At 71.3% G+C, this 26120-nt stretch carries 24 protein-coding genes; 10 read left to right on the top strand and 14 right to left on the bottom strand.

Annotation, left to right across the window (positions count from 1 at the left end; genetic code table 11):
- Nucleotides 1–297 precede the first annotated feature (297 nt).
- Complete coding sequence (locus ACA511_RS02500) at nt 298–1623, top strand: MATE family efflux transporter (protein ID WP_375022362.1); 1326 nt, start codon at nt 298–300, stop codon at nt 1621–1623.
- Nucleotides 1624–1642: 19 nt separating this feature from the next.
- Here the strand turns inward: ACA511_RS02500 and ACA511_RS02495 are convergent, their stop codons facing one another.
- From ACA511_RS02495 to ACA511_RS02465, 7 genes are all read right to left on the bottom strand, one after another.
- On the bottom strand, nt 1643–1831 hold the full coding sequence (locus ACA511_RS02495) for a hypothetical protein (protein WP_375022361.1): 189 nt from the start codon (nt 1829–1831) through the stop codon (nt 1643–1645).
- Between the two features lie 124 nt (nt 1832–1955).
- A complete protein-coding gene (locus ACA511_RS02490; protein ID WP_375022360.1) occupies nt 1956–2783 on the bottom strand; it encodes a peptidoglycan recognition family protein in 828 nt (275 codons plus the stop codon).
- 264 nt (nt 2784–3047) lie between these two features.
- Complete coding sequence (rplI, locus tag ACA511_RS02485) at nt 3048–3494, bottom strand: 50S ribosomal protein L9 (protein ID WP_375022359.1); 447 nt, start codon at nt 3492–3494, stop codon at nt 3048–3050.
- Nucleotides 3495–3511: 17 nt separating this feature from the next.
- The gene (rpsR, locus tag ACA511_RS02480; RefSeq protein WP_019631633.1) at nt 3512–3748 is read right to left on the bottom strand and encodes a 30S ribosomal protein S18; all 237 of its coding nucleotides are present in this window, start codon (nt 3746–3748) and stop codon (nt 3512–3514) included.
- Between the two features lie 119 nt (nt 3749–3867).
- Nucleotides 3868–4470: a single-stranded DNA-binding protein gene (locus ACA511_RS02475; protein WP_375022358.1), complete on the bottom strand. Its 603-nt coding sequence runs from the start codon at nt 4468–4470 to the stop codon at nt 3868–3870.
- 37 nt (nt 4471–4507) lie between these two features.
- Nucleotides 4508–4798 carry a 30S ribosomal protein S6 gene (gene rpsF, locus ACA511_RS02470; protein WP_371950116.1) on the bottom strand — a complete coding sequence of 97 codons (291 nt, stop codon included), beginning with the start codon at nt 4796–4798 and terminating at the stop codon, nt 4508–4510.
- 292 nt (nt 4799–5090) lie between these two features.
- Entirely contained in the window at nt 5091–5255 is a 165-nt protein-coding gene (locus ACA511_RS02465) for a hypothetical protein (RefSeq protein ID WP_375022357.1), read from the bottom strand.
- A gap of 229 nt (nt 5256–5484) precedes the next feature.
- On the opposite strand from ACA511_RS02465, the gene ACA511_RS02460 reads away from it, so the two are divergent.
- From ACA511_RS02460 to ACA511_RS02450, 3 genes are all read left to right on the top strand, one after another.
- Nucleotides 5485–5790 (top strand): hypothetical protein, encoded by a 306-nt coding sequence (locus tag ACA511_RS02460; RefSeq protein ID WP_375022356.1) that lies wholly within the window; start codon nt 5485–5487, stop codon nt 5788–5790.
- 113 nt (nt 5791–5903) lie between these two features.
- Nucleotides 5904–6671: a deoxyribonuclease IV gene (locus tag ACA511_RS02455; RefSeq protein WP_375022355.1), complete on the top strand. Its 768-nt coding sequence runs from the start codon at nt 5904–5906 to the stop codon at nt 6669–6671.
- Nucleotides 6672–6847: 176 nt separating this feature from the next.
- The gene (locus ACA511_RS02450) at nt 6848–7228 is read left to right on the top strand and encodes a DUF4190 domain-containing protein (protein WP_375022354.1); all 381 of its coding nucleotides are present in this window, start codon (nt 6848–6850) and stop codon (nt 7226–7228) included.
- A 56-nt stretch (nt 7229–7284) separates the two neighbouring features.
- Here ACA511_RS02450 and ACA511_RS02445 read toward each other — a convergent pair whose 3' ends face one another.
- Complete coding sequence (locus ACA511_RS02445; RefSeq protein WP_375022353.1) at nt 7285–7752, bottom strand: barstar family protein; 468 nt, start codon at nt 7750–7752, stop codon at nt 7285–7287.
- Nucleotides 7753–7924: 172 nt separating this feature from the next.
- Here ACA511_RS02445 and ACA511_RS02440 point away from each other — a divergent pair, with 172 nt between their 5' ends.
- Nucleotides 7925–8851 carry a MerR family transcriptional regulator gene (locus ACA511_RS02440; protein WP_375022352.1) on the top strand — a complete coding sequence of 309 codons (927 nt, stop codon included), beginning with the start codon at nt 7925–7927 and terminating at the stop codon, nt 8849–8851.
- 13 nt (nt 8852–8864) lie between these two features.
- On the opposite strand, the gene ACA511_RS02435 is transcribed toward ACA511_RS02440, so the two are convergent.
- From ACA511_RS02435 to ACA511_RS02420, 4 genes are all read right to left on the bottom strand, one after another.
- Nucleotides 8865–10310 (bottom strand): glycosyltransferase family 87 protein, encoded by a 1446-nt coding sequence (locus ACA511_RS02435; RefSeq protein WP_375022351.1) that lies wholly within the window; start codon nt 10308–10310, stop codon nt 8865–8867.
- Nucleotides 10311–10413: 103 nt separating this feature from the next.
- On the bottom strand, nt 10414–12579 hold the full coding sequence (locus tag ACA511_RS02430; protein ID WP_375022350.1) for a transglycosylase domain-containing protein: 2166 nt from the start codon (nt 12577–12579) through the stop codon (nt 10414–10416).
- A 747-nt stretch (nt 12580–13326) separates the two neighbouring features.
- Nucleotides 13327–15963 carry a transglycosylase domain-containing protein gene (locus tag ACA511_RS02425; RefSeq protein WP_375022349.1) on the bottom strand — a complete coding sequence of 879 codons (2637 nt, stop codon included), beginning with the start codon at nt 15961–15963 and terminating at the stop codon, nt 13327–13329.
- Between the two features lie 777 nt (nt 15964–16740).
- Nucleotides 16741–17202 carry a DUF5318 family protein gene (locus ACA511_RS02420; protein ID WP_375022348.1) on the bottom strand — a complete coding sequence of 154 codons (462 nt, stop codon included), beginning with the start codon at nt 17200–17202 and terminating at the stop codon, nt 16741–16743.
- A 39-nt stretch (nt 17203–17241) separates the two neighbouring features.
- Here ACA511_RS02420 and ACA511_RS02415 point away from each other — a divergent pair, with 39 nt between their 5' ends.
- The 5 genes from ACA511_RS02415 (at nt 17242) to ACA511_RS02395 (ending at nt 22992) form a co-directional block, all read left to right on the top strand.
- On the top strand, nt 17242–17874 hold the full coding sequence (locus tag ACA511_RS02415; RefSeq protein WP_375022347.1) for a helix-turn-helix transcriptional regulator: 633 nt from the start codon (nt 17242–17244) through the stop codon (nt 17872–17874).
- A 68-nt stretch (nt 17875–17942) separates the two neighbouring features.
- A complete protein-coding gene (locus ACA511_RS02410) occupies nt 17943–19022 on the top strand; it encodes an inositol-3-phosphate synthase (protein ID WP_375022346.1) in 1080 nt (359 codons plus the stop codon).
- 191 nt (nt 19023–19213) lie between these two features.
- Nucleotides 19214–20986 (top strand): ABC transporter substrate-binding protein, encoded by a 1773-nt coding sequence (locus tag ACA511_RS02405; RefSeq protein WP_375022345.1) that lies wholly within the window; start codon nt 19214–19216, stop codon nt 20984–20986.
- A gap of 95 nt (nt 20987–21081) precedes the next feature.
- The gene (locus ACA511_RS02400) at nt 21082–21636 is read left to right on the top strand and encodes a TetR/AcrR family transcriptional regulator C-terminal domain-containing protein (RefSeq protein WP_375022344.1); all 555 of its coding nucleotides are present in this window, start codon (nt 21082–21084) and stop codon (nt 21634–21636) included.
- 54 nt (nt 21637–21690) lie between these two features.
- Entirely contained in the window at nt 21691–22992 is a 1302-nt protein-coding gene (locus ACA511_RS02395; protein WP_375022343.1) for an MFS transporter, read from the top strand.
- Nucleotides 22993–23061: 69 nt separating this feature from the next.
- On the opposite strand, the gene bioA is transcribed toward ACA511_RS02395, so the two are convergent.
- Together bioA and ACA511_RS02385 are read right to left on the bottom strand one after the other, a co-directional pair.
- A complete protein-coding gene (bioA, locus tag ACA511_RS02390) occupies nt 23062–24375 on the bottom strand; it encodes an adenosylmethionine--8-amino-7-oxononanoate transaminase (RefSeq protein ID WP_375022342.1) in 1314 nt (437 codons plus the stop codon).
- A complete protein-coding gene (locus ACA511_RS02385; protein ID WP_375022341.1) occupies nt 24372–25886 on the bottom strand; it encodes a CCA tRNA nucleotidyltransferase in 1515 nt (504 codons plus the stop codon). The genes bioA and ACA511_RS02385 overlap by 4 nt, the downstream gene beginning before the upstream one ends.
- Nucleotides 25887–26120 lie beyond the last annotated feature (234 nt).

Genomic DNA, 26120 nt, shown 5'->3' with positions numbered 1-26120 from the left:
CCCATCGCCGACCGTTCGTCTCACGTCTACCTGACGCGTCGGACATTCTCCCGAGCCCCCGCGCCCCTGAGCAAAGCCGCCTGTGGACAAGCCTGTGGAGTCCCTGTGCAGACACGCCGTGCCAGTTGTGCACGACCTGTGGAAAACTTTGTGGATTCTCCGTGGACGACTCCCACATTGGCGCGCTGACCTGCAATAACGTCGTCCACCGGTTGTGCGGGAAAGAAAGTCGGCCGGGCATCGTCATGTAAGGCTTGAAGTTCTTAGAAAAGTTACACCGGTGGTAGCCTCGGCGCGGTGACGACTTCCCGGCGACTCGCGACCGCGCACGACCGCGAGATCCTGCGCCTGGCCGTGCCGGCCTTCGGCGCGCTCGTCGCCGAACCCCTGTTCCTGCTGTCGGACTCGGCGATCGTCGGGCATCTCGGCACCGCGCAGCTGGGCGGGCTCGGAGTCGCCGGCCAGGCGCTCAGCACGCTGGTCTACCTGTGCGTGTTCCTCGCGTACGGGACGACCGCCGGGGTCGCGCGGCAGATCGGCGCCGGGAACACGCGGGCCGCGATCAGGCAGGGCATCGACGGGATGTGGCTCGCGGTCGCCATCGGCGCGGTGCTGATCGTCGCCGGCTGGCCGCTGGTCCCGTGGATCGTGGACGCGTTCGGCGCGTCCCCCGCCGTGACCCCGTACGCCGAGACCTACCTCAGGGTGAGCCTGTTCGGCATCCCGTCGATGCTGCTCGTCCTCGCCGGCACCGGCGTTCTGCGCGGCCTCCAGGACACCCGCACGCCGCTCCTCGTCGCCATCGGCGGGTTCTCGGTGAACCTGCTGCTCAACGCGGTGTTCGTGATCGTGCTGGAGTGGGGGATCGCCGGCTCGGCCTGGGGCACCGTCCTCGCGCAGACGGGCAGCGCCGCCGTCTACGCGGCCGTCGTGCTGCGGGCGGCGCGCCGGCACGGGACCCCGGTCCGTCCCGATCTGGACGGGTTGCGGACGTCCGCCACGGCGGGCTTCGGCCTCCTGGTCCGGACGGCCGCGCTCCGCGTCGTCCTCATCGTCGGAACGTCGATCGCCGCCCGGATGGGGGACCCGGAGATCGCCGCCTACCAGGTCGGATTCCAGGTGTGGACGCTGCTGGCGTTCGCGCTCGACGCCATCGCGATCGCCGGGCAGGCCATCACCGGACGCTACCTGGGCGCGTCCGACATCCCGGGCACGCGCGCCGTCACGCGCCGGATGATCTGGTGGGGCATCGGCTGCGGCATCGCGTTCGGCCTGGTCATCCTCGTGGTGCGCCCGTGGCTGCCCGACCTGTTCAGCTCGGACGGCGACGTCCGCCGCCTGCTGCTCGCCTCGCTGCTCGTCGTCGCGGTGCTGCAGCCGGTCGCGGGCGTGGTGTTCGTCCTGGACGGCATCCTGATCGGGGCCGGGGACGGCCGCTACCTGGCGGTGACGACGCTGGTCGCGACGGCCGTCTTCCTGCCCGCGGCGATCGTCCTGTACCGGGTGGACGCCGGCCTCGTCGGGCTCTGGGCCGCGATCGGCCTGTGGATGCTGACCCGCATGCTCACCCTGGGCCTGCGCGCCCGCGGCGACCGCTGGCTGGTCACCGGCGCCGTCCGCTGACCGGACGCTCGCGCCCCGCTCATGTGTCGGGCGTCGTGTACCGGGTGCGGCGGCGGGCGATCTCCGGGTCGATGCCCTCGACCAGGGACCAGATGCCCGCCACCCGTTCCACGAGGGTCTCCGGGGGCAGCCCGGACAGGCCCTCGGCCGCCAGGTCGTCGATCGCCTGCGTCAGCCGGGCCATCCGCTCACCATGCGTGGAACACATGTTCGAATAGTAGCGGGAGTGACCTCCGGTGCGGGTGCGATTCGCGGATTCCGGACGGCGCGAGGCCGGCCACGGCTCCACCCCCGTGGGGACGCGCCCCTGACGGCGCTCAACGACGACCGGCTCAGGGCAGATCGAGCGAAGGAAGCAGCGGCAGGCCCGGATCCGGGTCGCCGGTCGCGTTGCCCTGGTTCGGGCTCGAACTCGGGGAGCCCTCCAGACGGTCGGCGACCGCCCTGCGAAGCTCGGGCAGGCGCGCGTACAGCCTGTCGCCCGGACACGACGTCTTGTTGTAGTCGCGGTGCCCGATGATGGCCTTGGCCGGATCCAGCTTGTACTCCTGGCACAGCCACACGCACACCTCCAGCAGCGAGTTCCACAGGCTGCCGGGGACCGCGCGCGTCATGTACGTCCCCTCGTTCTCGATGCCGATCGTGTGGCTGTTGTGGTGCAGGACCTGCGCGCCGACCGCGAGGTCGCCGGCCCGGATCGCCTTCAGGCTGCGGTTGCGGCCCTCCATCACGATGCCGCCCCGGCTGATGGTGAGCTGCTGACCGGCGTCGTCCCAGCCGTTCTTGTCCATGTGGATGTGCTGGATGGTCCGGGACAGCGCGAACGCGTGGGCGAGCGAAAGGTCGCCGGAGTTCGCCGTGGCCGTGTGGTGGACGATGATGTGGTCCGGCGCCCGATTCCTGACCTTCGCCGGCCGCCTGGGCGCTCTCGCCCTCCACTGCGCACGCGTATAGACGTGCGGGGCCTCCGCCGTGAACATGACCCGTTCGCCGCCGCCCGCGGACGGCTCGTCCGCCATGGCCCCGTGCTGGAGGGGCGACGCCATGGCCAGCATCTCCAGCAGGCCCGCCCCGGCGACGCCGCCGATGACCGACCGGCGTGTCACCGGTGTGCCGTGCCGCCCCCTGCCGTCCGCGCCGTCCCCCGAATGCGCGATCAACACCGTCCCCCTTCGTCCGGGTGATCAACTGATCACGGGACGTCATGGCCGCTGAGTTGATCACCCAAACACAGGGCGGTTCAGGGACGTTTCACAAGAAACCCAGTGTGCGAGCCCTTGGTTTGGGCGCCCATCGCCCTGCTCTTGTGGAAGAGATTGCGGGATCAAAAGCCGCATGCCGTCCCGGCGGGGGTCGGGAAGGCGGGAAGACGCGGAACGGCCCCCAGCCCTGGCGGGGCGGGGGCCGTTCGGCGGACGCGAGTGTCAGTCCTCGACGACGTTGACGTCGATCGTGGCGTTGACGTCGCTGTGCAGGCGCACGCTGACCCGGTGGGTGCCGACGGTCTTGATCGGGTTGCCGATCTCGATGCGGCGGCGGTCCAGGTCGGGGCCGTCGGCGGCGCGGACCGCCTCGGCGATGTCGGCGGCGGTCACGGCGCCGAACAGGCGGCCGTTGCTGCCGGTGCGGGTGCGCAGCGTGACGCGCAGGCCGCCGAGCCGGTCGGCGACCTCCTTGGCGTGCTCGACGGTCGCGATCTCGCGAGCCGAACGCGCCTTCTTGATGGAGTGGATCTCCTTCTCGGCGCCGCGGGTCCACTTGATGGCGAATCCGCGGGGCACGAGGTAGTTGCGGCCGTAGCCGTCGCGGACCTCGATGATGTCGCCGGGCTCGCCGAGCCCGGAGACCTGCTGGGTCAGGATGAGCTTCATGTTCGTTACCCCCGGCCTCAGCGCGCGGTGCTGGTGTACGGCAGCAGCGCCATTTCGCGGGCGTTCTTGATCGCCGTGGCGACGTCCCGCTGGTGCTGGGTGCAGTTGCCGGTCACCCGCCGAGCACGGATCTTGCCGCGGTCGGAGATGAACTTCCGCAGCAGGCCCGTGTCCTTGTAGTCGACGTAGGAGATCTTCTCCTGGCAGAAAACGCAAACCTTCTTCTTTGGCTTGCGGGGAGGTGGCTTCGCCATCGTGGTGCTCCTTTGGGAGAGCCCCGCTCACGCGGGAATGGACGTGTACTTGATGTTGTGTGGTCGTGCCGGAGCAACGGCTCTGGAACGACGTGTCCGTAGTGTCCGGAGCGTCCGGTCTAGAACGGCGGGTCGTCGGAGTATCCGCCGCCGCCGCCACTGCCGCCGCCGGTGGCCCAGGGGTCCGCGGGAGCGTTGCCGCCCTGCTGGCCGCCTCCGAAACCGCCGCCGCCCTGCTGGCCGCCGCCGCCTCCGAAACCGCCGTCCTGGCCGCCGCCACCGCCACCGCCGAACCCGCCGCCGCCCTGGCCGCCGCCGCCTCCGCCGCCGAAGCCGCCGCCACCGCCGCCGCCCTGCCGCTGGGTCTTGTTGACCTTGGCGGTGGCGTTGCGCAGCGACGGGCCGACCTCGTCGACCTCGATCTCGAAGACGGTGCGCTTCTCACCCTCGCGGGTCTCGTACGACCGCTGCTTGAGGCGTCCCTGCACGATGACCCGCATGCCGCGCTGGAGGGTCTCGGCGACGTTCTCGGCCGCCTGCCGCCAGACGTTGCAGGTCAGGAACAGGGCCTCGCCGTCCTTCCAGTCGTTCGACTGGCGGTCGAAGAACCGCGGGGTCGAGGCGATGCGGAAGGAAGCGACCGCCTGGCCACTCGAGGTGAAACGCAGATTCGGGTCCTCGACGAGGTTCCCGACGATCGTGATTACGGTGTCGCCTGCCATGGGGCTCGCTCCGGCTGCTGTGAGGGCTGAGCCTGGCTCAGTGGACCTCGGGGCGGATGACCTTGGTACGGAGGATCGACTCGCTCAGGTTGAGCTGCCGGTCGAGCTCCTTGACCGTGGCAGGCTCGGCCGAAAGGTCGATCACCGCGTAGATGCCTTCGGACTTCTTCTGGATCTCGTACGCCAGGCGCTTGCGGCCCCAGACGTCGACCTTCTCGACGCTGCCGCCGCCGTCCCGGACGACCTTCAGGAACGGGTCGAGCGCCGCGCTCGCGGTGCGCTCGTCGATGGCGGGGTCGAGGATGGTCATGAGTTCGTAACGACGCATGCTGTGTCCCTACCTCCTCTGGACTGATGCGGTCACGGTCTCTCCGTGACAGGAGGGCTCTTGCGTCCTCCGCGGCGGCGCCGGACCCCGGATCGCCGGGCGCACCTGCCGCGAGACCGGTACAGGCTACCAAGTGTCGGCAGCGTACGAGCCGGTTCCCGGAGCGGAGCGCCAGCGGAGCGGAGGGGACCGGCTCGTACCGCCTTGCGGGGGTGTGGGGGTCGCCCCCCGCAAACGACTACGAGCCGGTTCCCGGAGCGGAGCGCCAGCGCCCCGTGTCCGCTGGCGCGGGTCAGCGGTGTGGGCGCGCGTGGGCGGGTCTGGTACAGCGGCGGCGTTCCAGCTCGGCCATGATGTCGGCCATGCGGGCGCGCATTCGGGCGGTCTGGGTCGTCAGCAGCGACAGCTCCTCCACGAGCTCCGCGTCACCGATGAGCCCGAACTCCACTTTCGTCACGGGTGTGCACCTCCTGCTCTCCCCCGCTTCCCCTCGGGGGGCCGGACCCGAGCCGGTGTTCGAATCCATGTTCGACAGTACCGGGTGCCGCGGACATTTTCCGCCCGCCCGCCCCGGTTGATCTCCCCGCAGAGTGGGAATTCCTTACCCACATGGTCCGCCCGGTCCCGCGTTCACCATGCGCCCCACATGCGGGAGCGCGCGGGAGTACGACCTTGAGGAGATCCCGATGCCGCAGGAGGCGACCGGCGCGCAGCAGGCGTCCGTCCGTACCGAGGCCCAATCCGAGTCCCATCGGCTGCAGGACGTGCTGGCGGTGGCCTCCGTCACCATCGGGATCGCCGCCCTCGTCCTCGGCTGGATCCCGGCGACCCACTTCCCCGGCGCGCTGCTCGGGGTCATCGGCCTGCCGGTCGCGCTCTACTCGCAGATGATCTCGGCGACGACCAACGAGCGCTGGCTGAACGTGATCGGCATGGTCGCGTCCTTCATCGGCACCGGCTTCGCCCTCAGCCACGGAGGCTTCTCCATCTGACCCCGGACCTCCCGACGTCCTCTGTCTTTCGCCCCCGACCGGCGTGGGCGGTATCCCGCGCGGCCGGTGTCGGCGACGTCCCAGGTGTCGTAGGGCGCGGTTAGGCTCGGAGCATGCGCATCGGAGCCCACGTCGATCAGAACAACCCGCTCGACAACGCCCGCGCGGTCGGAGCGGACGTCGTCCAGTTCTTCCTGGGCGACCCGCAGGGGTGGAAGAAGCCCGTCCTGCCGGAGGGCGTCGAGGCGCTGGCCGGTTCCGGAGTGGACGCCTATGTCCACGCGCCGTACACGATCAACGTGGCGACGTCGAACAACCGGATCCGCATCCCGAGCCGCAAGAACCTCACCCAGCAGCTTGAGGCGGCGGCGTCCATCGGGGCCAAGGCGCTGATCGTGCACGGCGGGCACGTGCTGAAGGACGACGATCCCGAGACGGGCTTCGAGAACTGGCGGAAGGTGTTCGAGCGGATCGAGTGTCCGATTCCGGTCTACATCGAGAACACCGCGGGCGGCGGGAACGCCATGGCGCGCACGTTCGACCGGATCGCCCGGCTGTGGGAGGTGCTGACCGGCGTCCCGGGGCTGGAGTCCAAGCTCGGGTTCTGCCTCGACACCTGCCACGCGCACGCGGCGGGCGAGGAGCTCGTCGACGCCGTCGACCGGATCAAGGCCATAACCGGCCGCGTCGACCTGGTGCACTGCAACGACAGCCGGGACGCGTTCGGGTCGGGCGCCGACCGGCACGCCAACCTGGGCAGCGGCAGCATCGAGCCGGATCTGATCCTCGGCGTGGTCAGGGCCGCGGGCGCCCCCGTGGTGGTGGAGACGCCGGCGGCGGGGCAGGCCGACGACATCTCGTGGTTGCGCTCGAAGCTCTGACGAAGCAGAGTCGGGTGCGTCTCTGGAACCCCGGCCGCCTGCGCGGCATCTAATCCGCATGTGACCAGCCGGACGACAAAATCCGAAGGTCGCGTCACACTGGCATAATCCGGAACCCAGCCTCAGCGCACGAGCGTTCTCTCCGGCGGCGGGCGCGCGAACCGATCGGGATGCACATGGCACAGCCCCCTTACGACCCCTACGGCTATGGCGCGCAGGACCCCTACGCCCAGTCCTACTCCCAGCCTCCGGCCGTGCAGCACCATTACTACGGGGGCTCGATGCCGGTCGCCCGGCCGACGAACGGGATGGCGACCGCGTCGCTCGTGTGCGGGCTCATCGGCTTCTTCGCGTGCGGTGTGACCTCCATCTTGGCGATCATCTTCGGGCACGTGTCGCTGAGCCAGATCAAGCGGACCGGCGAGGGCGGCCACGGCATGGCCGTCACCGGCCTGATCCTCGGCTACTTGATCAGCGCGGGCTGGCTGCTCATCCTGCTGTTCTACATCCTCGGGATCGCGATGTTCGCGGCGAGCAGCGGCAGCACCACCTACTGACCGTTCGGACGCCCCCAGTCAAGACCCAGCCAAGGCCCTGCCAGGACGAGGACCGGTCAGCCGAGCCGGGGGACGCCCGCCACCTCCACACCCACGCTCGACATCAGCACCGTCATGGGCGTGGGGGTGTCGCGCCAGGTCTTGACCGCGTCCCCGAACACGTCGAGGACGACCCGCAGCGACTTCTGGTCGGCGTCGGCGAGTTCCGACCACGACTCGTACAGCACCAGGTAGCCGTGCTTCGCGGGCGTCCACGACAGGTCCTCCAGGCAGCGGGCGAGGTCGTCCCAGTCGCCGCCGGCCAGCGCCGGCACCTCGAACACGTCCGCGCACAGCCGCACGAACCCGGCCTTGTCGCGGGCGCGGCGGCCGTCCAGGTGGAAGCCGCGCCAGCCGGCCTCCTCGGCCCGGTCCGTCCAGCTCGTGTCGCCGATCGCGCCCGGCGCCGGAGGCGTCCGCCACTGGTAGACGCCCGGCTTGAGCCGTCCCGCGAGCAGTTCGTTCAGTGCTTGGTTCGCGTCCACGTCCTCTCCCGGGATTGCCGCGTCCCCGCGTTCCGTTCGCCGCGGAGGGCCGGGGCGACCCCCGCCCGCCGCGATCACTTCCCCGGCATTCGGCACAGAATCCCTCAAAGCGGGCAGATTCCGGCCATCGGGGCTTGAGTCTCCAGCGGGTGGAGGTCCCAGAGTGACGGGCATGGACGGCGACACCATGGACACGATCGGGGAACTGGCGCGCCGCACCGGCCTGCCGGTGCGGACGATCCGCTTCTACTCCGACGAAGGTGTCGTGCCGCCCACCTGCCGTACCGAAGCCGGCTACCGGCTGTACGACGCGGAGGCCGCCGCGCGCCTCGACCTCGTCCGGACGCTGCGGGACCTCGGCGTCGACCTCGGCACGATCCGGCGGGTGCTGGACCGCGAGATCGGGGTCGGGGAGGTCGCGGCGGCGCACGCGGAGGCGCTGGACGTGCAGATCCGGACGCTCCGGCTGCGCCGGGCCGTGCTGCGGGCGGTGGCGAAACGCGGATCGACCCCAGAGGAGATCGAAATCATGCACAAGCTCGCCCGGCTGTCCGACGAGGAGCGCCGGCGGATCATCACCGACTTCATCGACGAGTCGTTCGCCGGACTCGACGTGAACCCCGGCTTCGAGGCGAAGATGCGCTCCGCGCTGCCGGAACTGCCCGACGACCCCGCGCCCGAGCAGGTCGACGCCTGGGTCGAGCTGGCCGAACTGGTCGGCGACCCGGGGTTCCGGGCGGCGGTGCGGAGGATGGCCGAGCACCAGGCCGCCGACATCGAGAAGGGCGCCTACCCCGAGGACGCCGAGCGACTCGGCCAGTTGACGGGGGAGAAGATCGCGGCGGCGATCGCGGACGGGATCGAACCCCGTTCGGACGCGGCCCGTCCCATCGTCGACGAGCTGGTCGCCGCCTACGCGGCGGCCTACGGCGTCGCGGACGACGCCGGGTTCAGGCGTGAGCTGCTCCGCCGCACGGAGATCGGCACCGACCGGCGCGCGGAACGGTACTGGCAGCTGATCGCCACCATCAACGGCTGGCCCGTCTGGCCTGCGATGACGCCCTCGTTCGAATGGTTCGTCGAGGCCCTGCGCGACTGAGGACGGGCCCCGGCTAGGACGGTACGGGAACGCTGGTGCGGCGGGCGCCGCGCCAGCGTCCCAGGGAGATCACGTCGGCGGCGCCGTCGAGGACGCCGCCCGCCGGATCGTCCGCCCCGTCCGACCTGACGACGTCGCCGGACGGCCGCAGGACGTCCCACACCACCAGCGCGGCCAGCGCGAGGACGGTCACGAACCGGGCGAGCAGGGCCAGCGAGTAGACGTCCTGGCTGATGCCGCCCTCGGGCGCGTCCAGGCTCAGGACCGCCGACACCGTTCCGGACAGGTCCTGCCCGGGGGTCTGCGCCGACACCGACAGCAGGAACCACCAGATGCCGAAGAAGTAGAGGATCTCCCCGAGCTGCCAGACGATGAACGCGGGCAGCTTCGGACGGGCCATCACCGCGAGCGGCAGCAGCCACAGCACGTACTGCGGCGACCAGACCTTGTTCGGCAGCATGAACGCGACCAGCACCAGGAACATCAGCTGCGCGAGGCGCGGGCGGCGCGGCGCGGCCAGCGCGAGGACGGCGATGCCCGCCGCGAGGACGAGGAACGTCCCGGTGCCGAGCAGGTTGAGCCGATCGGTGTCGGCGGCCGGGCCGGGGAGGCCGTGGTCCTGGAGGACGAAGAAGATCGATCCCCAGTCGATGCCGCGTCCCTGGCTGAAGGTGTAGAACTCCTTCCAGCCGTCCCACGCGAAGATCATCACGGGCAGGTTGACGAGCAGCCAGGCCCCGGCGGTGCCGGCGAGCAGCCGTCCCATCGCACGCCACTGCCCCGCGCGGACGCACAGCAGCACGAGCGGGCCGAGGAACAGCAGCGGGTAGAACTTCGCGGCGATCGCGAGGCCGAGCAGCGTGCCCGCGAGCGCCGGGCGGCGCGCCGACCAGGCGGCGACCGCCAGCGCGGACAGCGCGACGGCGAGCAGGTCCCAGTTGATGTAGGCGGTGAGCAGCAGCGCGGGGGACAGCGCCACCATCAGCCCGGCGCGCAGCGAGCGCCGCCCGGCCGCGTACGCCGTGGCGAGGACCGCCACGATCGCGAGGACGGCGAGCAGCAGCGCGGTGACGTTGTAGAACGCGAGGCCGCGCTCGTCCACCCCGAACGGCTGGACGAGCCACGCGACCAGCTGCATGAATCCGCCGCTGAGCACCGGGTACTCGACGTAGTGGAGGTCGGACCCGGTGAACGAGTCGAAGTACGGGAGCTTGCCGTCGCTCAGCCCGCGCACGTAGTAGAGCGGGTAGATGTCGGTGTAGCAGGCGTTCGTCGTCGTCTTGACGAAGTCGAACCCCGCGGACGCGCAGGGCTGCTTCTGCAGCCAGCCGAGCAGGCACACCAGGGCGGTGAGGCCCGTCAGCACGGGCGCGAGCCGCAGCAGCCGGCCGGGCGGGCGCGGGCGGTCCGCCGTGTCGCTGCCGGCGGACATCGCGAGCCTCTCAGAAGACGACGACATGGACAGCAAGCCTATGCGTCTCGGACCGTCCCGGCGATCAGATGCGGAAGGCCCGGAACCCGCCGCGGGTTCCGGGCCTTCCCCGGGTCGGACGCCGGCTCGGTCAGGCGCCGGCGCCGTCCGGATTGGGTTCCTCGTTCCGGCAGGCGGGATCGTTGCGGTGCTCGGGCTTGGCGCACCACCAGCCCTTGTCGCCCTCGGGCGGAAGGTTGGCGTTGCAGCCCAGCGGCATGTTGAACCGGTTGCAGGGCACGTCCTGGTTCGGCGGCGTCGTCGGCGTGTTCGTCGGCGACGGCGGGGCCGACTGGCAGTTCGGCTGGTTCTGCTGGCCCGGACGGCAGGTCGGCGTGTTCGTCGGGCTCGGCGTGGTCGACGGGGTCGGAGCCGGCTTCGCCTTCGCCCACGGGGCCAGCTGGCCGCCGTTGACCGGCGGCGGGAACTGCTTGATCTCCTTGCCCTCCAGCGCCTTCAGCATGAAGCGCTTGAAGAGGTCGGCCGGGACCGTACCACCGTAGACCTGGCTGTAGTTGCCGACGCCGATCAGCGACTTGCGGTTGCCCTTCTTGTCCTGCCGCCACATCGCCGCGGACGTCACCAGGTCCGGCGTGTAGCCGACGAACCAGGCGGACTTGTTCTCGTCCGTCGTACCCGTCTTGCCGGCGACCGGGCGGGTCCCGAGGGCCGCGCGCGTACCGGTACCGCCGCTCTGGACGACCGCCTGCATCGCCGACGTGGCGTCCGCCGCGACGCCCTCGTCGAAGGCCTGCGTCGGCTTCTCGTAGGGCAGCTTGTCCAGCGGCTTGTTCTCGTTGTTGACGATCGTGTGGCCCTTGGCGTCGGTGATCTTGGCGATCACGTGCGCGTCCCGGTGCTTGCCGCCGGCCGCGAACGTCGAGTAGACCGAGGCCATCGTGACCGGGGTCGCGTCGATGACGCCGAGCGGCAGCGACGTGAAGGTCGGGTCGAGCCCCTTGGTCGTCTTGGGGATGCCCATCTTCTTCGCCATGTCGATGACGTTCGTCAGCTGGACCTTCTGCCCCAGCTCGACATAGGCGGTGTTGATGGACATCGCCGTCATCTGCTTGAGGTTGTAGACGCCGTTCTCACTGCGGTTGTCGTTGGTGAACGTCGCACCGGCGATCGTCCGCTTGTAGCGGCCGTCCATCGTCGTCTTCAGGCTGATGCCCTGGTCGAGGGCGGTCGCCAGCACGATCGGCTTGAACGACGACCCCGGCTGCACGTTGCCCTGGAAGGAGTTGTCGAACTGCTGCTTGCGGAAGTCGGGACCGCCGTAGGCGGCCACCACCCCGCCCGTCCTCGGGTCGATCGCCGCGAGACCGAACTGGATGTCCGACTTGAGGCCGTTCTCCTTTTTGAGCTGCTTGACTACCACGTTGGTGTAGTCCTGCAGCTCCTTGTTGAACGTGGTCGTGATGCGCAGGCCGCCGCTCGCCAGCCGCTCCCGGTCGATGCCGAGCCGCTCCAGCTCGCTGATCACGCGGGCCTGGAGGTAGCCGGCGTTCGGGTCGGACGGGGCGTCGCTCCAGACCTTCTGCGTCTGCGGGAACTTCTTCGCCGCCGCGCGCTTGTTCGGGTCGAGCCACTTCTTCTCGACCATGCCGTCGAGGACGTAGTTCCACCGGTTGATCAGCGCCTGCTTGGCCGGGTTGGACGCCGGGCCGTAGGTGGCGAAGTAGCCGGGCCGCTGGATCAGCGCGGCGAGCATCGCCGCCTGGGTGACGTTGATCTCGGTGACGGGCTTGTGGAAGTAGGCCCGGGAGGCCGCCTGGACGCCGTACGAGTCGCGCCCGAACGGGACGACGTTGAGGTACAGCTCAAGGATCTTCTTCTTGTCCATCTCCTTGCCCATCCGGACGGAGATGAGGATTTCCTTGAGCTTGCGGCTGACCGTGCGGTCCTGGCTGAGGTTCGCCCAGTAGTTGCGGGCGAGCTGCTGGGTGATCGTCGAGGCGCCCGCGACCTCGCCGCCGGTCACGGCGCGGAAGAACGCGCCCGCGATGCCGGTCGGCGAGATGCCGGGCTCGCTGTAGAAGTTGCGGTCCTCCGCGGCGAGCACCGCGTTCACCACGAAGTCGGGCACCTTGTCGAGCGGGATGTCCTCGCGGTGGGTGCCGATGCGGGCGAGCGTCGCGCCGTTCGCGTACGTGATCACCGACTCCTGGCGGAGCGCGTCCTGCTGCGCCTTCGTCGGGAGCGGGGTGTTGGAGTAGGCGACGACGACGAGCACCGCCAGGCCGAGGATCAGCACGCCGGCGACGGCGACCGAGATCTTCCAGGACGGGACGAACCGCCGCCAGCCGGTCTTCTTGTCCGCATCGCCGCCGTGCCGCTCGCGGCGCCTTCCACGGCTCTCGTCGCCCCAGAAACCGTCCCCGCCGCCCCCGGAACCGCCGGGACCGCCGCCGGGACCGCGACCGCCAGGGCCGCCGGGCCCACCCGGGCCACCGGGACCACCCGGACCGCCGGGGCCACCGGGGCCACCGGGACCGCCCGGACCACGGCGCGGCGGAGGCGCGCCGGGACCCGACCGGGAGCTCGCGGGAGCGCCCGCGCGGCGCCGTCCGCCGCCGGGGCCGCCGGGACCCACGCGCGGGGGCCCGCCGGACCGTCCGCCCGCCCGGCCGCCGGGGCGCGGGGTCCTGGCGGGGGGCGGCGGCGAGCCGGACGGCCCGCCGCGCGGTCCACCGGACGGTCCGCCGGACGGCATGCCCGCGGAGCCGGGACGGGGGGAGCCCCGCCGGCCAGAACTCTCTCCGTGGTCCGGTCCGTATCGGCTTGGGTTACTCACGCGGCCTCATCAACTGGGGGACGGCTATGCGTCGTCCGAGCGTACTGCGCACCCGTGGCAGCCGAGGCCGATGAGGCGGGGCCGCCCTTTCTCCGGCCGGGCGGGCGCACGTGATCGGGGCCGCTGGCGTGCGGCAATTGGCGAACATGCTTCATGTCACACCCCCACGTTTCCAGTGGACGGTTCGGACGGCGGTGCCCCGCGGGTTCATTCCGGGGGCCTGGTCAAGGGGAGCAGCGGCGCCAGGCTCTCGGTCTCGGCGCCGCGGCGGCCTCCGTTGCGGCAGGCGGGATCGCCTCGGTGGACCTGGCACCACCACCGGGGCGGCGGGTTGGTCGGCGGCTTGTTCGGGTCGCAGTTCCCGTTCGGGAAGGGCGACTGGCAGGGCGGCTGATCGCCCGTGTCGCCGCCGCCGTCGTCCTGGCAGCGCGGGTCGAACCTGCCCAGCCGGCCCTTGCACCACGGCGGCTTGCCGTCGTCCTTCTTCTTCGGCGGCTTCGCCCACTTCTGCACGATCCCGCCCCACGCGGGCGGCGGGAACGCCTGCGCGTTCACGCCTTGCAGCGCGTTCGACATGTAGGCCCGCCAGATGCGGGCGGGGATCGTGCCGCCCTCCACCTCGCCGATCTGCGGCAGGATCACCGACTTCTTCTTGCCGTCCGGGCCCGTCGCGTCGTTGTAGATCGTCACCGCGGTCGAGACCTGCGGGACGTACCCGATGAACCAGGACGCGACGTTGCGGTCGGTGGTGCCGGTCTTGCCGGCCGCCTGGCGTCCGTCCGGCAGCGCCGCCGCCGTCGCCGTCCCGCCCTTGATGACCTGCTGCATGGCGTACGTGGCGTCCGCCGCGACCTTCGGGCTGAACACCCGGCGCTTCTCGACGTCCGGCCGCAGCCGGACGCGCTTGTTGTCGCTGTACTTGACCACGCGGATCACGTGCGGCTGGTGGTACACGCCGCCGTTGGCGAACACCGCGTAGCCCGCCGCCTGCTCGACCGGGCGGATGTTGTTGACGCCGAGCGCCAGGTTCAGGCAGCAGTCGTGCGGTTTCAGCAGGTAGGACTCGATGCCGGCATCCGTTTCGGTCTTGATCACCTCTTGGATGCCGACCTTGCCCATCAGCTGGATGAACGCGGTGTTCACCGAGTCCTGCGTCGCGGTGATGAGGTTGATCGCCGGACCCACGTCATGGCTGTTCGGGACGATCGTGGCGTTCGGGTCGTCCTTCGACACCACGGTGCCGTCCGGGCCGATCGGCGTCTTCGACCGTCCCTCGACGAGGCTCTTCAGGCTGTAGTTCTGCTTCAGCGCCGTCGCCAGCACGTACGGCTTCATCGCCGACCCGGCCTGCGCCGAGCCCTGCCAGACGTTGTCGAACGACTGGTCCAGGTAGTCCGGCCCGCCGTAGAACGCCACGACCTCGCCGTTCGCGGAGTTCACCGACACGAGCCCGACGCGGATCTTCTTCCGCGCGAGCTTCTTCGGATTCACCTGCGGGACGGTCTTCTCCGCCGCCACCCTGGCCATCTTCATCCGCCTGCGGTCGAACGTCGTGTAGACGCGCAGGCCCGCGGTCGTCAGCTCCTTGCGGTAGAGCTTCTGCCGGTCGAGCTCCTTCATGGCGCGCGTCAGCATGTAGCCGCGCTGGCTGCCGTACAGCTGCTTGTCGCTGCCCGGCTTGCTGATCTTGGGCAGCCGCTGCGTGTACTTGGCGGCGTCGGCCTCGCTCAGCTTCCCCATCGAGACCAGGCCCTTGAGCGTGTACTGGTACCGCCCGGTCACCCACGCCTGGTTGTCCTTGCTGCCCGGGTCCCGGTTGGGGTTCTGGATGATGCCGCCGAGGACGGCCGCCTGGTCGGGCTTCAGCTCCCAGACGTCCTTGCCGAAGTACTCGCGGGACGCCGCCTGGACGCCGTAGGTGTCGCGGCCGAAGTAGATCGTGTTCAGGTAGAGCTTGAGGATCTCGTCCTTGGTGTACTTGTCCTCGAGCTTCAGGGAGATGAACAACTCCTTGAACTTCCGGTTCACCGTCCGGTTGTTCGGGTCGGAGTAGTAGTTCTTCGCCAGCTGCTGCGTGATGGTGGAGCCGCCGCCCGAACCGCCGGTCAGGTTGCTCCACACCGCCCGCGTCGTGCCGGTGATCGAGAACCCGGGGTCGGAGCGGAAGCTGCGGTTCTCCGCCGCCAGCACCGCGTCCTGGACGAACGGCGGGATCTGCTTCAGCTCGACGCTCTGCCGCTTCTTGCCGATGCGCCCGATCTCGGTGCCGTCGGTGTAGTAGAAGATCGACGCCTGGTCCTCGACGCCCGCGACCGTCGGTTCCGCGGGCGTCGGCGTGTTCGCGTAGGCGACCCAGATCAGCGTGACGAACGCCGCGAGGCCGAGCCCGGCGGCGCCGGCCACGATCTTCCAGGACGGGATGAACCGCCGCCATCCCTCTTCCCGGGACCGCAGGTGCCCGAGGAACCCCTTCTTCTGCGGAGCCGGCGGCAGCCCGTGCCGTCCGGGACCGCCGGGTCCTCCAGGACCGCCGGGTCCTCCAGGGCCCCCGGGTCCACCGGGTCCCCCAAAGCCTCCGGGGCCGGGACCGCCCGGACCGCCCGGACGCGCCGGGCCCGGCCCGCCGGACCGGTTCGCCGCCCGGACGCCCTTCCCCTGGAACTTGGCGGTCACCTTCGAACCGAGCTCCTGCCCGGTCTTCCCCAGCTCGGCGAGCTTCTCCCGGACACCGGGCTTGGGCGCCGCCCGTCCGGCAGCACCGAACCCGGCCGCCCCGCCCATCCCAGCCGCGCCCATGCCGGACGCGCCCATGCCGGGCGCACCGCCCATTCCAGGGGGACCCATGCCGGGAGCGCCGGGCATTCCAGGCCCGTTCGGAGGCCGCACCCCACCAGGACCGCCGGGACCGCCGGGACCGCCGGGGACTCCGCCCATTCCCGGACCACCCGGCATACCGGGCCCGTGTGCTCCGGCCCCACCCGGCCCGAAACCGCCCGGACCGCCGGAAGGCGCCTGACCGCCCGGCATCCCGGACATGCCCGGACCACCGGCCGCAGCGGGACCGCCGGGACCGGCCGGAAGCCCTCTGGGCGGCATCGGTCCGCTCGGCAGCGCTCCGCCGGGCGCCCCCTGCCCGCCGGACGCGGGGAACCCACCGGGCCCGGGCGGCGGAGGCCCGCCGGACGCCGGAAGACCGCCGGACGCGGGGCCGCCGGGCCGTCCGCCTGCTCCGCCCGGCGCTCCGGGGCCGTTCGGCGGAGTCGGGGACGGGCCGCCCGCCGCGTCGCCGCCGGGTGCCCCGGAGGCCGCGTGGCGGCCCTGGGGGCGCGGGGCGGGAGCCGGGGGGACCACCGGAGTCGGGGCGGTCGGCGCGGCGCCGCCCAGCGGTGCGGGCGGGGCCGGCGGGCCGCTCGGGACGGAGTGGCCGCCCATGAATCCCGGGCTCTGGCCGGCGTCCGGTGTCCCCTGCGCGCCAGGGTTCTGTGGCTCGCCGGGCAGGCCGGTGGGCTGCTCGCTGCGGCCGGGGTCGCCGGAATCACCGGGACGGGGGTTCTGCTGCCCGCCCGGCCTCTGCGACCCGGGTTCCGGTCGGGGCTGGCTTGGATTACTCACGCGACCTCATCAACAGGGGACAACGGTTGCCGCCAGGGGTCCGGAGCGGCCCCCGGCCCTTGTTGCGACTCGTGCGCCGTCCGAAGAGTACTGTGCGGGCTGGTGAGCGGGGGGAGCGCGGGGGGAGCGCGTGCACGGCGGAGTTCGTCCCGGCCGGTCGACGCCCCCGCCGGCGAAGCGGCCGGCTGGACCCTCCTCGTACGTCTGCCGCCCGGGGCTCCGTTCCCCGTAGCCGAGGACGCTCGACATGGCCAGGTGGTTCCAGCCGCAACTTTGGCACACTTCGGCCACATACACCCTGAATTCGCCGCATTCGGCGTCCCACCTCGGCCGTCGTCCGGCCCCTGACGTGGAAGATCCCCTCCGCGCGGTGCGGAGGGGCGGCAGGGTTCGCGCACCGGTCCACTTGCCAGGACGGGGTCCCGTACGTATCTTGGCGATGTATCGAGTCGATACATTCACTCGATACATCGGATCGAGACATCGGCTTCTGCGGAAGAGGGAACCGGGATGGCGGCCAGGAAGGGCGCGGGCGTGCTGGAGCTCGCCGTGCTCGGGCTGCTGCACGAGGCCCCGATGCACGGCTACGAGCTGCGCAAGCGGCTCAACGCCCTGCTGGGCATGTTCCGGGCGTTCTCTTACGGGTCCCTCTATCCGTGCCTCAAGCAGCTTCTCGCGGACGGGATGATCGTCGAGGACCGCTCGGAGGAGGCGAACACGCCACTGGCGCTGCAGAGCCGCCGGTCGAAGATCGTTTACAAGCTCACCGCCGACGGCAAGGAGCGCCTCCAGCAGCTCCTGACCGAGGCCGGTCCGGCGGCGTGGGAGGACGAGGGGTTCGGCGTGCACTTCGCCTTCTTCTCGCACACCCGCGCCGACGTCCGGCTGCGGATCCTCGAAGGCCGGCGCAGCCGGCTGGAGGAGCGCCTGGAGAGCGTCCGCGCCGCCCTGGCGCGGACCCGCGAGCGCGTCGACTCCTACACCCTGGAGCTGCAGAACCACGGGCTGGAGTCGGTCGAGCGCGAGGTCCGGTGGCTCAACGAGCTCATCGGACGCGAGCGGGCCGAGCAGGAACAGCAAGCACAGCAAGCACAGTCAGCTAAGCGAATTGACCAGGACATGCCTCGGGACGAGGGCCGCTGAGCAGCGGCCCGGCGCCTTCGGGGACGGGTGAAACACCACATGTTCCGCTAGAGAGAAGGAGCAAACGGATGGGTTCGGTGCGCGTAGCCATCGTTGGTGTGGGCAACTGCGCCTCTTCACTCGTCCAAGGTGTCGAGTTCTACAAGGACGCGGCCCCCGAGACGCGAGTCCCCGGCCTGATGCACGTGCAGTTCGGCGAGTACCACGTCGGCGACGTGGAGTTCGTCGCGGCGTTCGACGTGGACGCCAAGAAGGTCGGGATGGACCTCTCCGAGGCCATCCACGCCAGCGAGAACAACACCATCAAGTTCGCCGACGTGCCGCCGACCGGCATCACGGTCCAGCGCGGGCACACCTTCGACGGCCTGGGCGAGTACTACCTGGACATGGTCGAGGAGTCGGACGCCGAGCCGGTCGACGTGGTGCGGGTGCTGAAGGACGCCGAGGTCGACGTCCTGGTGTCGTACCTGCCGGTGGGCTCGGAGGAGGCCGACCGCTTCTACGCCCAGTGCGCGATCGACGCCAAGGTCGCGTTCGTGAACGCGCTGCCGGTGTTCATCGCCAGCGACCCCGAGTGGGCGCAGAAGTTCACCGACGCGGGCGTCCCGATCGTCGGCGACGACATCAAGTCGCAGGTCGGCGCGACCATCACGCACCGCGTCATGGCCCGCCTCTTCGAGGACCGCGGCGTCGAGCTGCTGCGCACGTACCAGCTCAACTTCGGCGGCAACATGGACTTCATGAACATGCTGGAGCGCAAGCGGCTCCAGTCCAAGAAGATCTCCAAGACGCAGTCGGTGACCTCGCAGATCCCGCACGAGATGGCGAAGGCGGACGTGCACATCGGCCCGTCCGACCACGTGCCGTGGCTGGACGACCGCAAGTGGGCCTACGTCCGGCTGGAGGGCAGGTCGTTCGGCGACACGCCCCTCAACCTGGAGTACAAGCTGGAGGTCTGGGACTCCCCGAACTCCGCCGGCGTCATCATCGACGCGGTCCGCGCCGCGAAGATCGCCAAGGACCGCGGCATCGGCGGCCCGATCCTGTCGGCGTCCTCCTACTTCATGAAGTCGCCGCCGGAGCAGTACAACGACGACCAGGCGCACGACGCGGTGGAGAAGTTCATCCGCGGCGAAGTGGAGCGCTGACGCGCTGATCAGCGTTCGCTGAGAGTCTGATCACAAAGTTCCCAAAGGACGCCCTGAGAGTGGACATTCCACTCTCAGGGCGTCCTTACTTCTAGAGGAAAACGGAGATGTACCGGCCCTTTGTCACTCAGCGGCCCTACTGTGACACCGCCGGTTACTGCGCGCCAAGTTCGGAGTGTCGAGGTGAGAACGTGACGGCACGCGAGATGTTCAAGGTGACGGTGGGGCTGACGGGGCTGGTGGTGGTCCTCGCCGGATGCGCGGGGGGAGGTGACGACGCGTCCGCGGCGGGCCAGCGCCGGGACGGCGGGACGCTGCGCGTCATCGGGTCGTCCGACGTCGAGCACCTCGACCCCGCGTCCGTGTCCAGCGTCGGCGCGTACGGGCTCGTCCGCACGTTCGCCCGGACGCTGTTCGGGACGCGCGCGTCCAACGACTTCCAGGAGACGGTCCCCGTCCGGCCGGACGTGGCCGAGCGGCTCCCGACCCGCGAGAACGGCGGCCTCGCCAAGAACCGCCGCACGTACACGGTGCGGCTGCGCGACGGCGTCCAGTGGAACACCGAGCCGCCGCGCCCCGTGACCGCGCAGGACTTCGTGCGCGGCTTCGAACGGCTGTGCAACCCGGCGGCGCCGTCCGCCGGCAAGGGCTACTTCATCTCGACGCTCAAGGGGATGGACGAGTTCTGCCGCGGCTACGCCGGCGTCGACGCCGAGGATCCCGCGGCGATGGCGGCCTACCAGCGCGCGCACGGGATCGAGGGCGTCCGCGCCAAGGACGACCGGACGCTGGTGTTCGAGCTGCGGCGCCCCGCGAGCGACTTCCTCAACCTGCTGACGCTGCCGTACTCCGCCGCCGCGCCGAAGGAGTACGACGCCTACGTCCCGGACGGTCCGGAGCTCCGCAAGCACACGATCTCGAACGGCCCGTACCAGATCACCGAGTACCGTCCCGGGCTCTCGTACGTGCTGGCGCACAACCCGGCGTGGCGGGCGGGCGGCGATCCGCTCCGCGAGCGGCACGTCGCGAAGATCCGGATCACCCTCGGGCAGGACTCGCCGGAGGCCGTCCAGCAGCAGATCGAGCAGGGCACCGCCGACCTCGCGTGGGACCAGCCCGTCCCGACGTCGGCGATCCCGCGGCTGCGCGACGATCCCCGGTTCGCGATCAGGGAGACGCCGAACAACAGCCCGTACCTGGTGTTCAACACGCGCAGCCCCAACAACGGCGGCGCGCTCGGCACGCGGGAGGTCAGGCAGGCGCTGGAGTACGCCGTCGACCGCAGCGCCCTCATCAAGATCGTCGGCGGGCCGGCGGTGGCGCGGCCGCTGCACACCGTGATCCCGCCGGGGAACTCCGGATACGCGGCGGTCGACCACTATCCGACGCCGGGCGAGTCCGGCGATCCGGCCAAGTGCCGCGAGCTGCTCGGCAAGGCGGGCCACCCCAAGCTCACACTGAAGTTCCCGTACCGGACGAACAGCGTCCACAAGCTCATCGCCCAGTCCATCGCCGAGAACCTCGACGCCTGCGGGGTCGGCACCGACCTCATCGCCGACTCCGGCGGCTCCTTCTACGCCGGGACCCTCGGCACGCCCGCCCGCGGCCGCGAGGGCGAGTGGGACATCGCGGCCCCCGGCTGGGTGCCCGACTGGTACGGCAACAACGGCCGGTCGATCGTCCAGCCGCTCTTCGACGGCCGCGGCTACGGGCAGAACTCCACCAACTACGGCGGCTACGACAACCCCGAGGTCAACGCCCTCATCGACGCGGCCCTCACCGCCCCCGACGCCCAGCACGCCGCCGGCTACTGGCAGCAGGCCGACCAGAAGATCATGCAGGACGCGGCGATCGTCCCCCTGCTGGACCGCGCGCAGACGCTCTTCCACTCGTCCCGCGTCCACGGCGCCCTCTACCTCCCCACCACCGCCGGCTACGACTTCACCCGCCTCTGGCTCAGCTAGCGCGGGGGCGGCGGTCGTCCGAGGGGAGCCGCGGACGGGCCGGCGCGGTCTGAACATGCGCGCTGGGCAAGCGGCTCAACTCCGCGGCCACAGCCGTGTACTGGCACGTCGGGAGCAAGGACGACCTGGTCCTGCTGGCCACCGACCTGGTCTGGGGCGACCTCGCGCTCCCCGACCCGGACGCGATCGGCTGGCGCGCCGCGGCCGCCGCCATGGCCGCCGACCTGTACCGGATGTTCACCGGCCACCCCTGGCTCGTCCAGGTCTTCGCCGGACATGTCGTCTACGGGGAGAGCAAGGCGCGCCACGACGAGCACCAGCTCGCCGTCTACGAGGCCGGGGGCTTCACCGGCGCCGAGGCCGACCGGGCCGCCGCCGCGGTGTTCACCTACGTCCTCGGCAACGCGGCCGGCGTCGCCGCGACCGCCTCGCTCACCCGCAAGCTCGACCGGAACGGCGACGGCGCCCAGAAACGGCTGGCCGAGGCCATGACCACCGCGCAGGAGATCGCCGCGCGCTTCCCGCGCCTGCGCGCCCGCCTGGAGACCGCGGCGGCGACCGGCTACGCCGCCTCCCCCGACCAGACCTTCGAGTTCGGCCTCCGGGCACTCCTCGACGGGCTGTCCCGCAGCGACTCCCGCCGCGGATGACCACCGGCGGGACGGGCGGGCGGCGCGGTCGGGCGCAGCACGTATGGTGATCGCGTGAAGGCCGGTCAGTTGCGGAAGATCCTGCGCGGACGGGATTTCCAGCGGCTGTACGGGACGCGGCTGGCCTCCCAGCTCTCCGACGGCGTGTTCCAGGTGGCGCTGGCGAGCTACGTGTTCTTCTCGCCGGAGCGGCAGACCACGGCCGGGAAGGCCGCCGCCGCGTTCGCGGTGACGCTGCTGCCGTACTCGGTGCTCGGCCCGTTCGCCGGGGTGTTCATCGACCGGTGGCGGCGCCGGCAGATCCTCGTGTGGACGCCCGTGCTCCGCGCCGTCCTCGTGCTCGGCGTCGCCGGACTCGTGGCCGCCGGGCAGGACGGCCCCGGCTTCTTCCTCGGCGTCCTCGTCGTGCTGGGCGTCAACCGGTTCTTCCTCGCCGCGCTGTCGGCGGCGCTGCCGCACGTCGTGCGGCGCGACCAGCTCGTGACGGCGAACGCGTTCACCGTCACGTCCGGGACGATCATCGCGTTCGTGGGCGGCGGGGCCGGCTACCTGCTGCGCCGCCTGTTCGGCGCCGGGCACGAGGGGACGGCGCTGATCCTCGTGTCGGCGGCGGCGCTGTTCCTGCTCGCGGGTCTCGTCGCGACGACGCTGCCCAAGGACCTCCTCGGGCCGCACCGGGCGGCGGACGCGGCGCCGGCCGCCCCGCGCGTCCGGGACGCGCTCGGCGGCGTCCTGACCGGGCTGGCGGACGGGGCGCGGCACATCGCGCGGCGGCCGCAGGCGGCGCTGGCGCTCGGCGCGATCTCGTTCCACCGGTTCCTGTACGGCGTCGTCCTGATCATGACGCTGCTGCTGTGCCGCAACCACTTCGCCGACGACCCCGACCAGGGGCTGGAGACGTTCGCGCTCATGCTCGGGGTGTCCGGCGCCGGGTACTTCGCGGCGGCGCTGATCACCCCCGCGGTGGTGCGGCGGATCAGCAAGCAGGCATGGACGGCGTGGCTGCTCGCCGGGGCCGCCGTGAGCCTGCTCCTGCTGGGGACGTCGTTCACCGAATACCCCTGGGCGGCCGGCGCCTTCCTGCTCGGCGTCGTGTCGCAGGGCGTGAAGCTGTGCGTCGACACGACGCTCCAGGAGATCATCGACGACGCCTACCGGGGCCGGGTGTTCGCCGTCTACGACATGCTCTTCAACGCGACGTTCGCCGCCGCCGCGGCTGCCGCCGCCACCTGGCTCCCGTCGGACGGCCGCGCCGTCCCCACCCTCCTGGCGGTGATCGTCGCGTACGCGGCGGGCGCGGTCGCCTACCGGACGGCCGCGTCCCGCATCCGCCGCCCCGCGCACGCCTTCCACTGACCCGGCGGCGCCGACCCGGCGCGGCCGATCCGGGCAGGGCGCGTGCCGGTCGCCGCACCCGGCCGGCGGTCAGAGGGATTCGGCGACGGCGTGGAGGGCGGCGGCGATGTGCAGGACCTCGTCCTCGGTGCAGACGTACGGCGGCATCGTGTAGACCAGGTTGCCGAACGGGCGCAGCCAGACGCCGTGCGCCATGGCGATCTCCTGGACGGACGCGACGTCCACCGGCTCCCGCGCCTCCACGACGCCGATCGCGCCGAGGACGCGGACGTCCGCCACCCCCGCAAGATCGGCCGCGCCGTCCAGTTCGCTGGTCAGGACGGCCTCGATGGTGTCGACCTCGTCCCGCCAGTCGCGCGACATCAGCAGGTCGATGGACGCGGACGCGACGGCGGCGGCCAGCGGGTTCGCCATGTACGTGGGGCCGTGCATGAGGACGCCCGCCTCACCGGAGGAGATCCCGTCCGCGACGCGGTCGGTGCACATGGTGGCGGCCATCGTCATGTATCCGCCGGTCAGGGCCTTGCCGAGGCACATGATGTCGGGCGTGACCTCGGCGTGGTCGCAGCCCCACAGCTCGCCCGTCCGGCCGAACCCGGTGGCGATCTCGTCCAGGATCAGCAGCAGGCCGTGCTCGTCGGCGAGGTCGCGGAGCGCGCGCAGGTACTCGGGGGCGTAGAAGCGCATGCCGCCGGCGCCCTGGACGATCGGCTCGACGATGATCCCGGCCAGCTCGCCCGCGTGCTCGGCGGCCAGCCGGGACAGCTCGTCCAGGTAGCCGGCGTCGGGCTCGGCGGAGTACCCGAGCGGAGGCGGCGGCGCGAACACGTGCTTCGCGAGGACGTCGGAGAACAGGTGGTGCATCCCGTTGACCGGGTCGCAGACGGCCATGTCGCCGAACGTGTCGCCGTGGTAGCCGCCCCGGACGGTGAGCAGCCGGTGCCGCTCGGGACGCCCCCGCGACCGCCAGAACTGCAGCGCCATCTTGATCGCGACCTCGACGGCGACGGACCCGGAGTCGGCGAAGAACACCTTCGTCAGCGGCTCCGGGGTGAGCTCGACCAGGCGTTCCGCGAGCCGCACGGCCGGCGGGTGCGTGAGCCCGCCGAACATCACGTGCGCCATCTTGCCGAGCTGCCCCGTGACGGCCGCGTTCAGCTTCGGGTGGTTGTAGCCGTGCACGGCCGCCCACCACGACGACATCCCGTCGATCAGCTCGGTGCCGTCCGCGAGCGTCAGCCGCACCCCGTCCGCCGACACGACCGGCAGGACGGGCGCGGACGCGGGCATCGGCGCGTACGGATGCCAGATGTGCTCCCGGTCGAACGCCAGCATCCGCTCGGCCTCGCGCGGGCTCATCCGCCCCAGCTGCAGCGGGATCACGCCTCGTCACCCCCGGCCGCCGCATCACCGTTCGCGGCCGCCGCACCATCGGGCGCGGCGGGGCGTTCGAGGACGCCCTCGGCGGCGGCCCAGCGGCGCAGTTCGGCGGCGGCGGCCTCCTTGCCGACCATGCCCTGGTCGAGGCGGAGGTCGAGGAGGAACTTGTAGGCCCGGCCGACGAGCGGGCCCGGCCCGATGCCGAGGATCTCCTGGATCTCGTTGCCGTCGATCTCCGGGCGGATCGCGGCCAGCTCCTCCTCCTCGGCCAGCCGGTCGATCCGCGTCTCCAGGTCGTCGTAGGTGCGGCGCAGCCGGTCGGCCTTGCGCTTGTTGCGGGTCGTGCAGTCGGCGCGCGTCAGCTTGTGCAGGCGGCTGAGCAGGGGACCGGCGTCGCGGACGTACCGGCGGACGGCCGAGTCCGTCCACTCGCCGGTGCCGTAGCCGTGGAACCGGAGGTGCAGCTCCACCAGCCGGGACACCTCGTTGATGACGTCCTTCGGGTAGCGCAGCGCGGTCAGCCGCTTGCGGGTCATCTTCGCGCCGACGACCTCGTGGTGGTGGAACGACACCCGGCCGCCGTCTTCGAACCGGCGCGTCCTCGGCTTGCCGATGTCGTGCAGCAGCGCCGCCAGCCGCAGGACGAGGTCGGGCCCCTCCTCCTCCTGCGCGATCGCCTGCTCCAGAACGATCAGCGAGTGCTCGTAGACGTCCTTGTGCCGGTGGTGCTCGTCGATCTCCAGCCGCAGCTTCGGCAGCTCCGGCAGGACGTGCGCGGCGAGGCCCGTCTCGACGAGCAGCGCCAGGCCCTGCCGCGGGTACCGGCCGCAGAGCAGCTTGGACAGCTCGTCCCGGACGCGCTCCGCCGACACGATCTCGATGCGGGACGCCATGTCCGTCATCGCGCGGACGACGTCCGGCGCGACCGTGAAGCCGAGCTGCGAGGTGAACCGGGCGGCGCGCATCATGCGCAGCGGGTCGTCGCTGAAGGAGTCCTCGGGCCTGCCGGGCGTCCGCAGGACCTTGCGCTGCAGGTCGGTCAGGCCGCCGAACGGGTCGACGAACTCGTGCCCCGGCAGGCGCGCCGCCATGGCGTTCACGGCGAAGTCGCGGCGGCGCAGGTCCTCGACGAGGGACGTGCCGTACGCGACGTCCGGCTTGCGGGACTTCGGGTCGTAGGACTCGCTGCGGTAGGTGGTGATCTCCAGCTCGACGCCGGACTTGCGGAGGCCGACCGTGCCGAACTCGATGCCGATCGTCCAGTGCGCGTCCGCCCAGCCGCGGATGATCTCCAGGGTGCGCTCGGGCGGCGCGTCGGTGGTCAGGTCGACGTCCTTGGTGCGGCGGCGCAGCAGCGCGTCCCGGACGGGCCCGCCGACCAGCGCCAGCTCGTGCCCGGCCGCCGCGAACAGGGCGCCGAGGTCGTCGGCGACGGGCGCGATCCCGCGCAGCAGCTCGGCGATCGCGGTCGGCGGCGAGGAGTCTGGGGTCACGTTCTGGTTGGGCACGGCCATCGAGCGTATTTCCTTGACTGATGGGCTGACAAAGGACTTTCCGGCGATCGGCGGCCCCCGCACGGGAGCCTTTGCGGGGCCGGAGCCGGACGGGCCCCTTTCCCTACCGCGATCCCCGGGTTACGTTCTGGACACCCCGATGACGCCAGCGCGACCGCCGGTGAGCCTCCCGCACGACAACGGTAGCGGGATCCCAAGGGCCCCGGTCCGCCGCACGTGCGGCTGAGGCGCATC

The sequence above is a fragment of the Actinomadura sp. GTD37 genome (assembly GCF_041951365.1).
In the GTDB taxonomy this organism is placed as follows: Bacteria; Actinomycetota; Actinomycetes; order Streptosporangiales; family Streptosporangiaceae; genus Spirillospora.
This window is presented reverse-complemented; position numbering and strand designations above follow the sequence as displayed.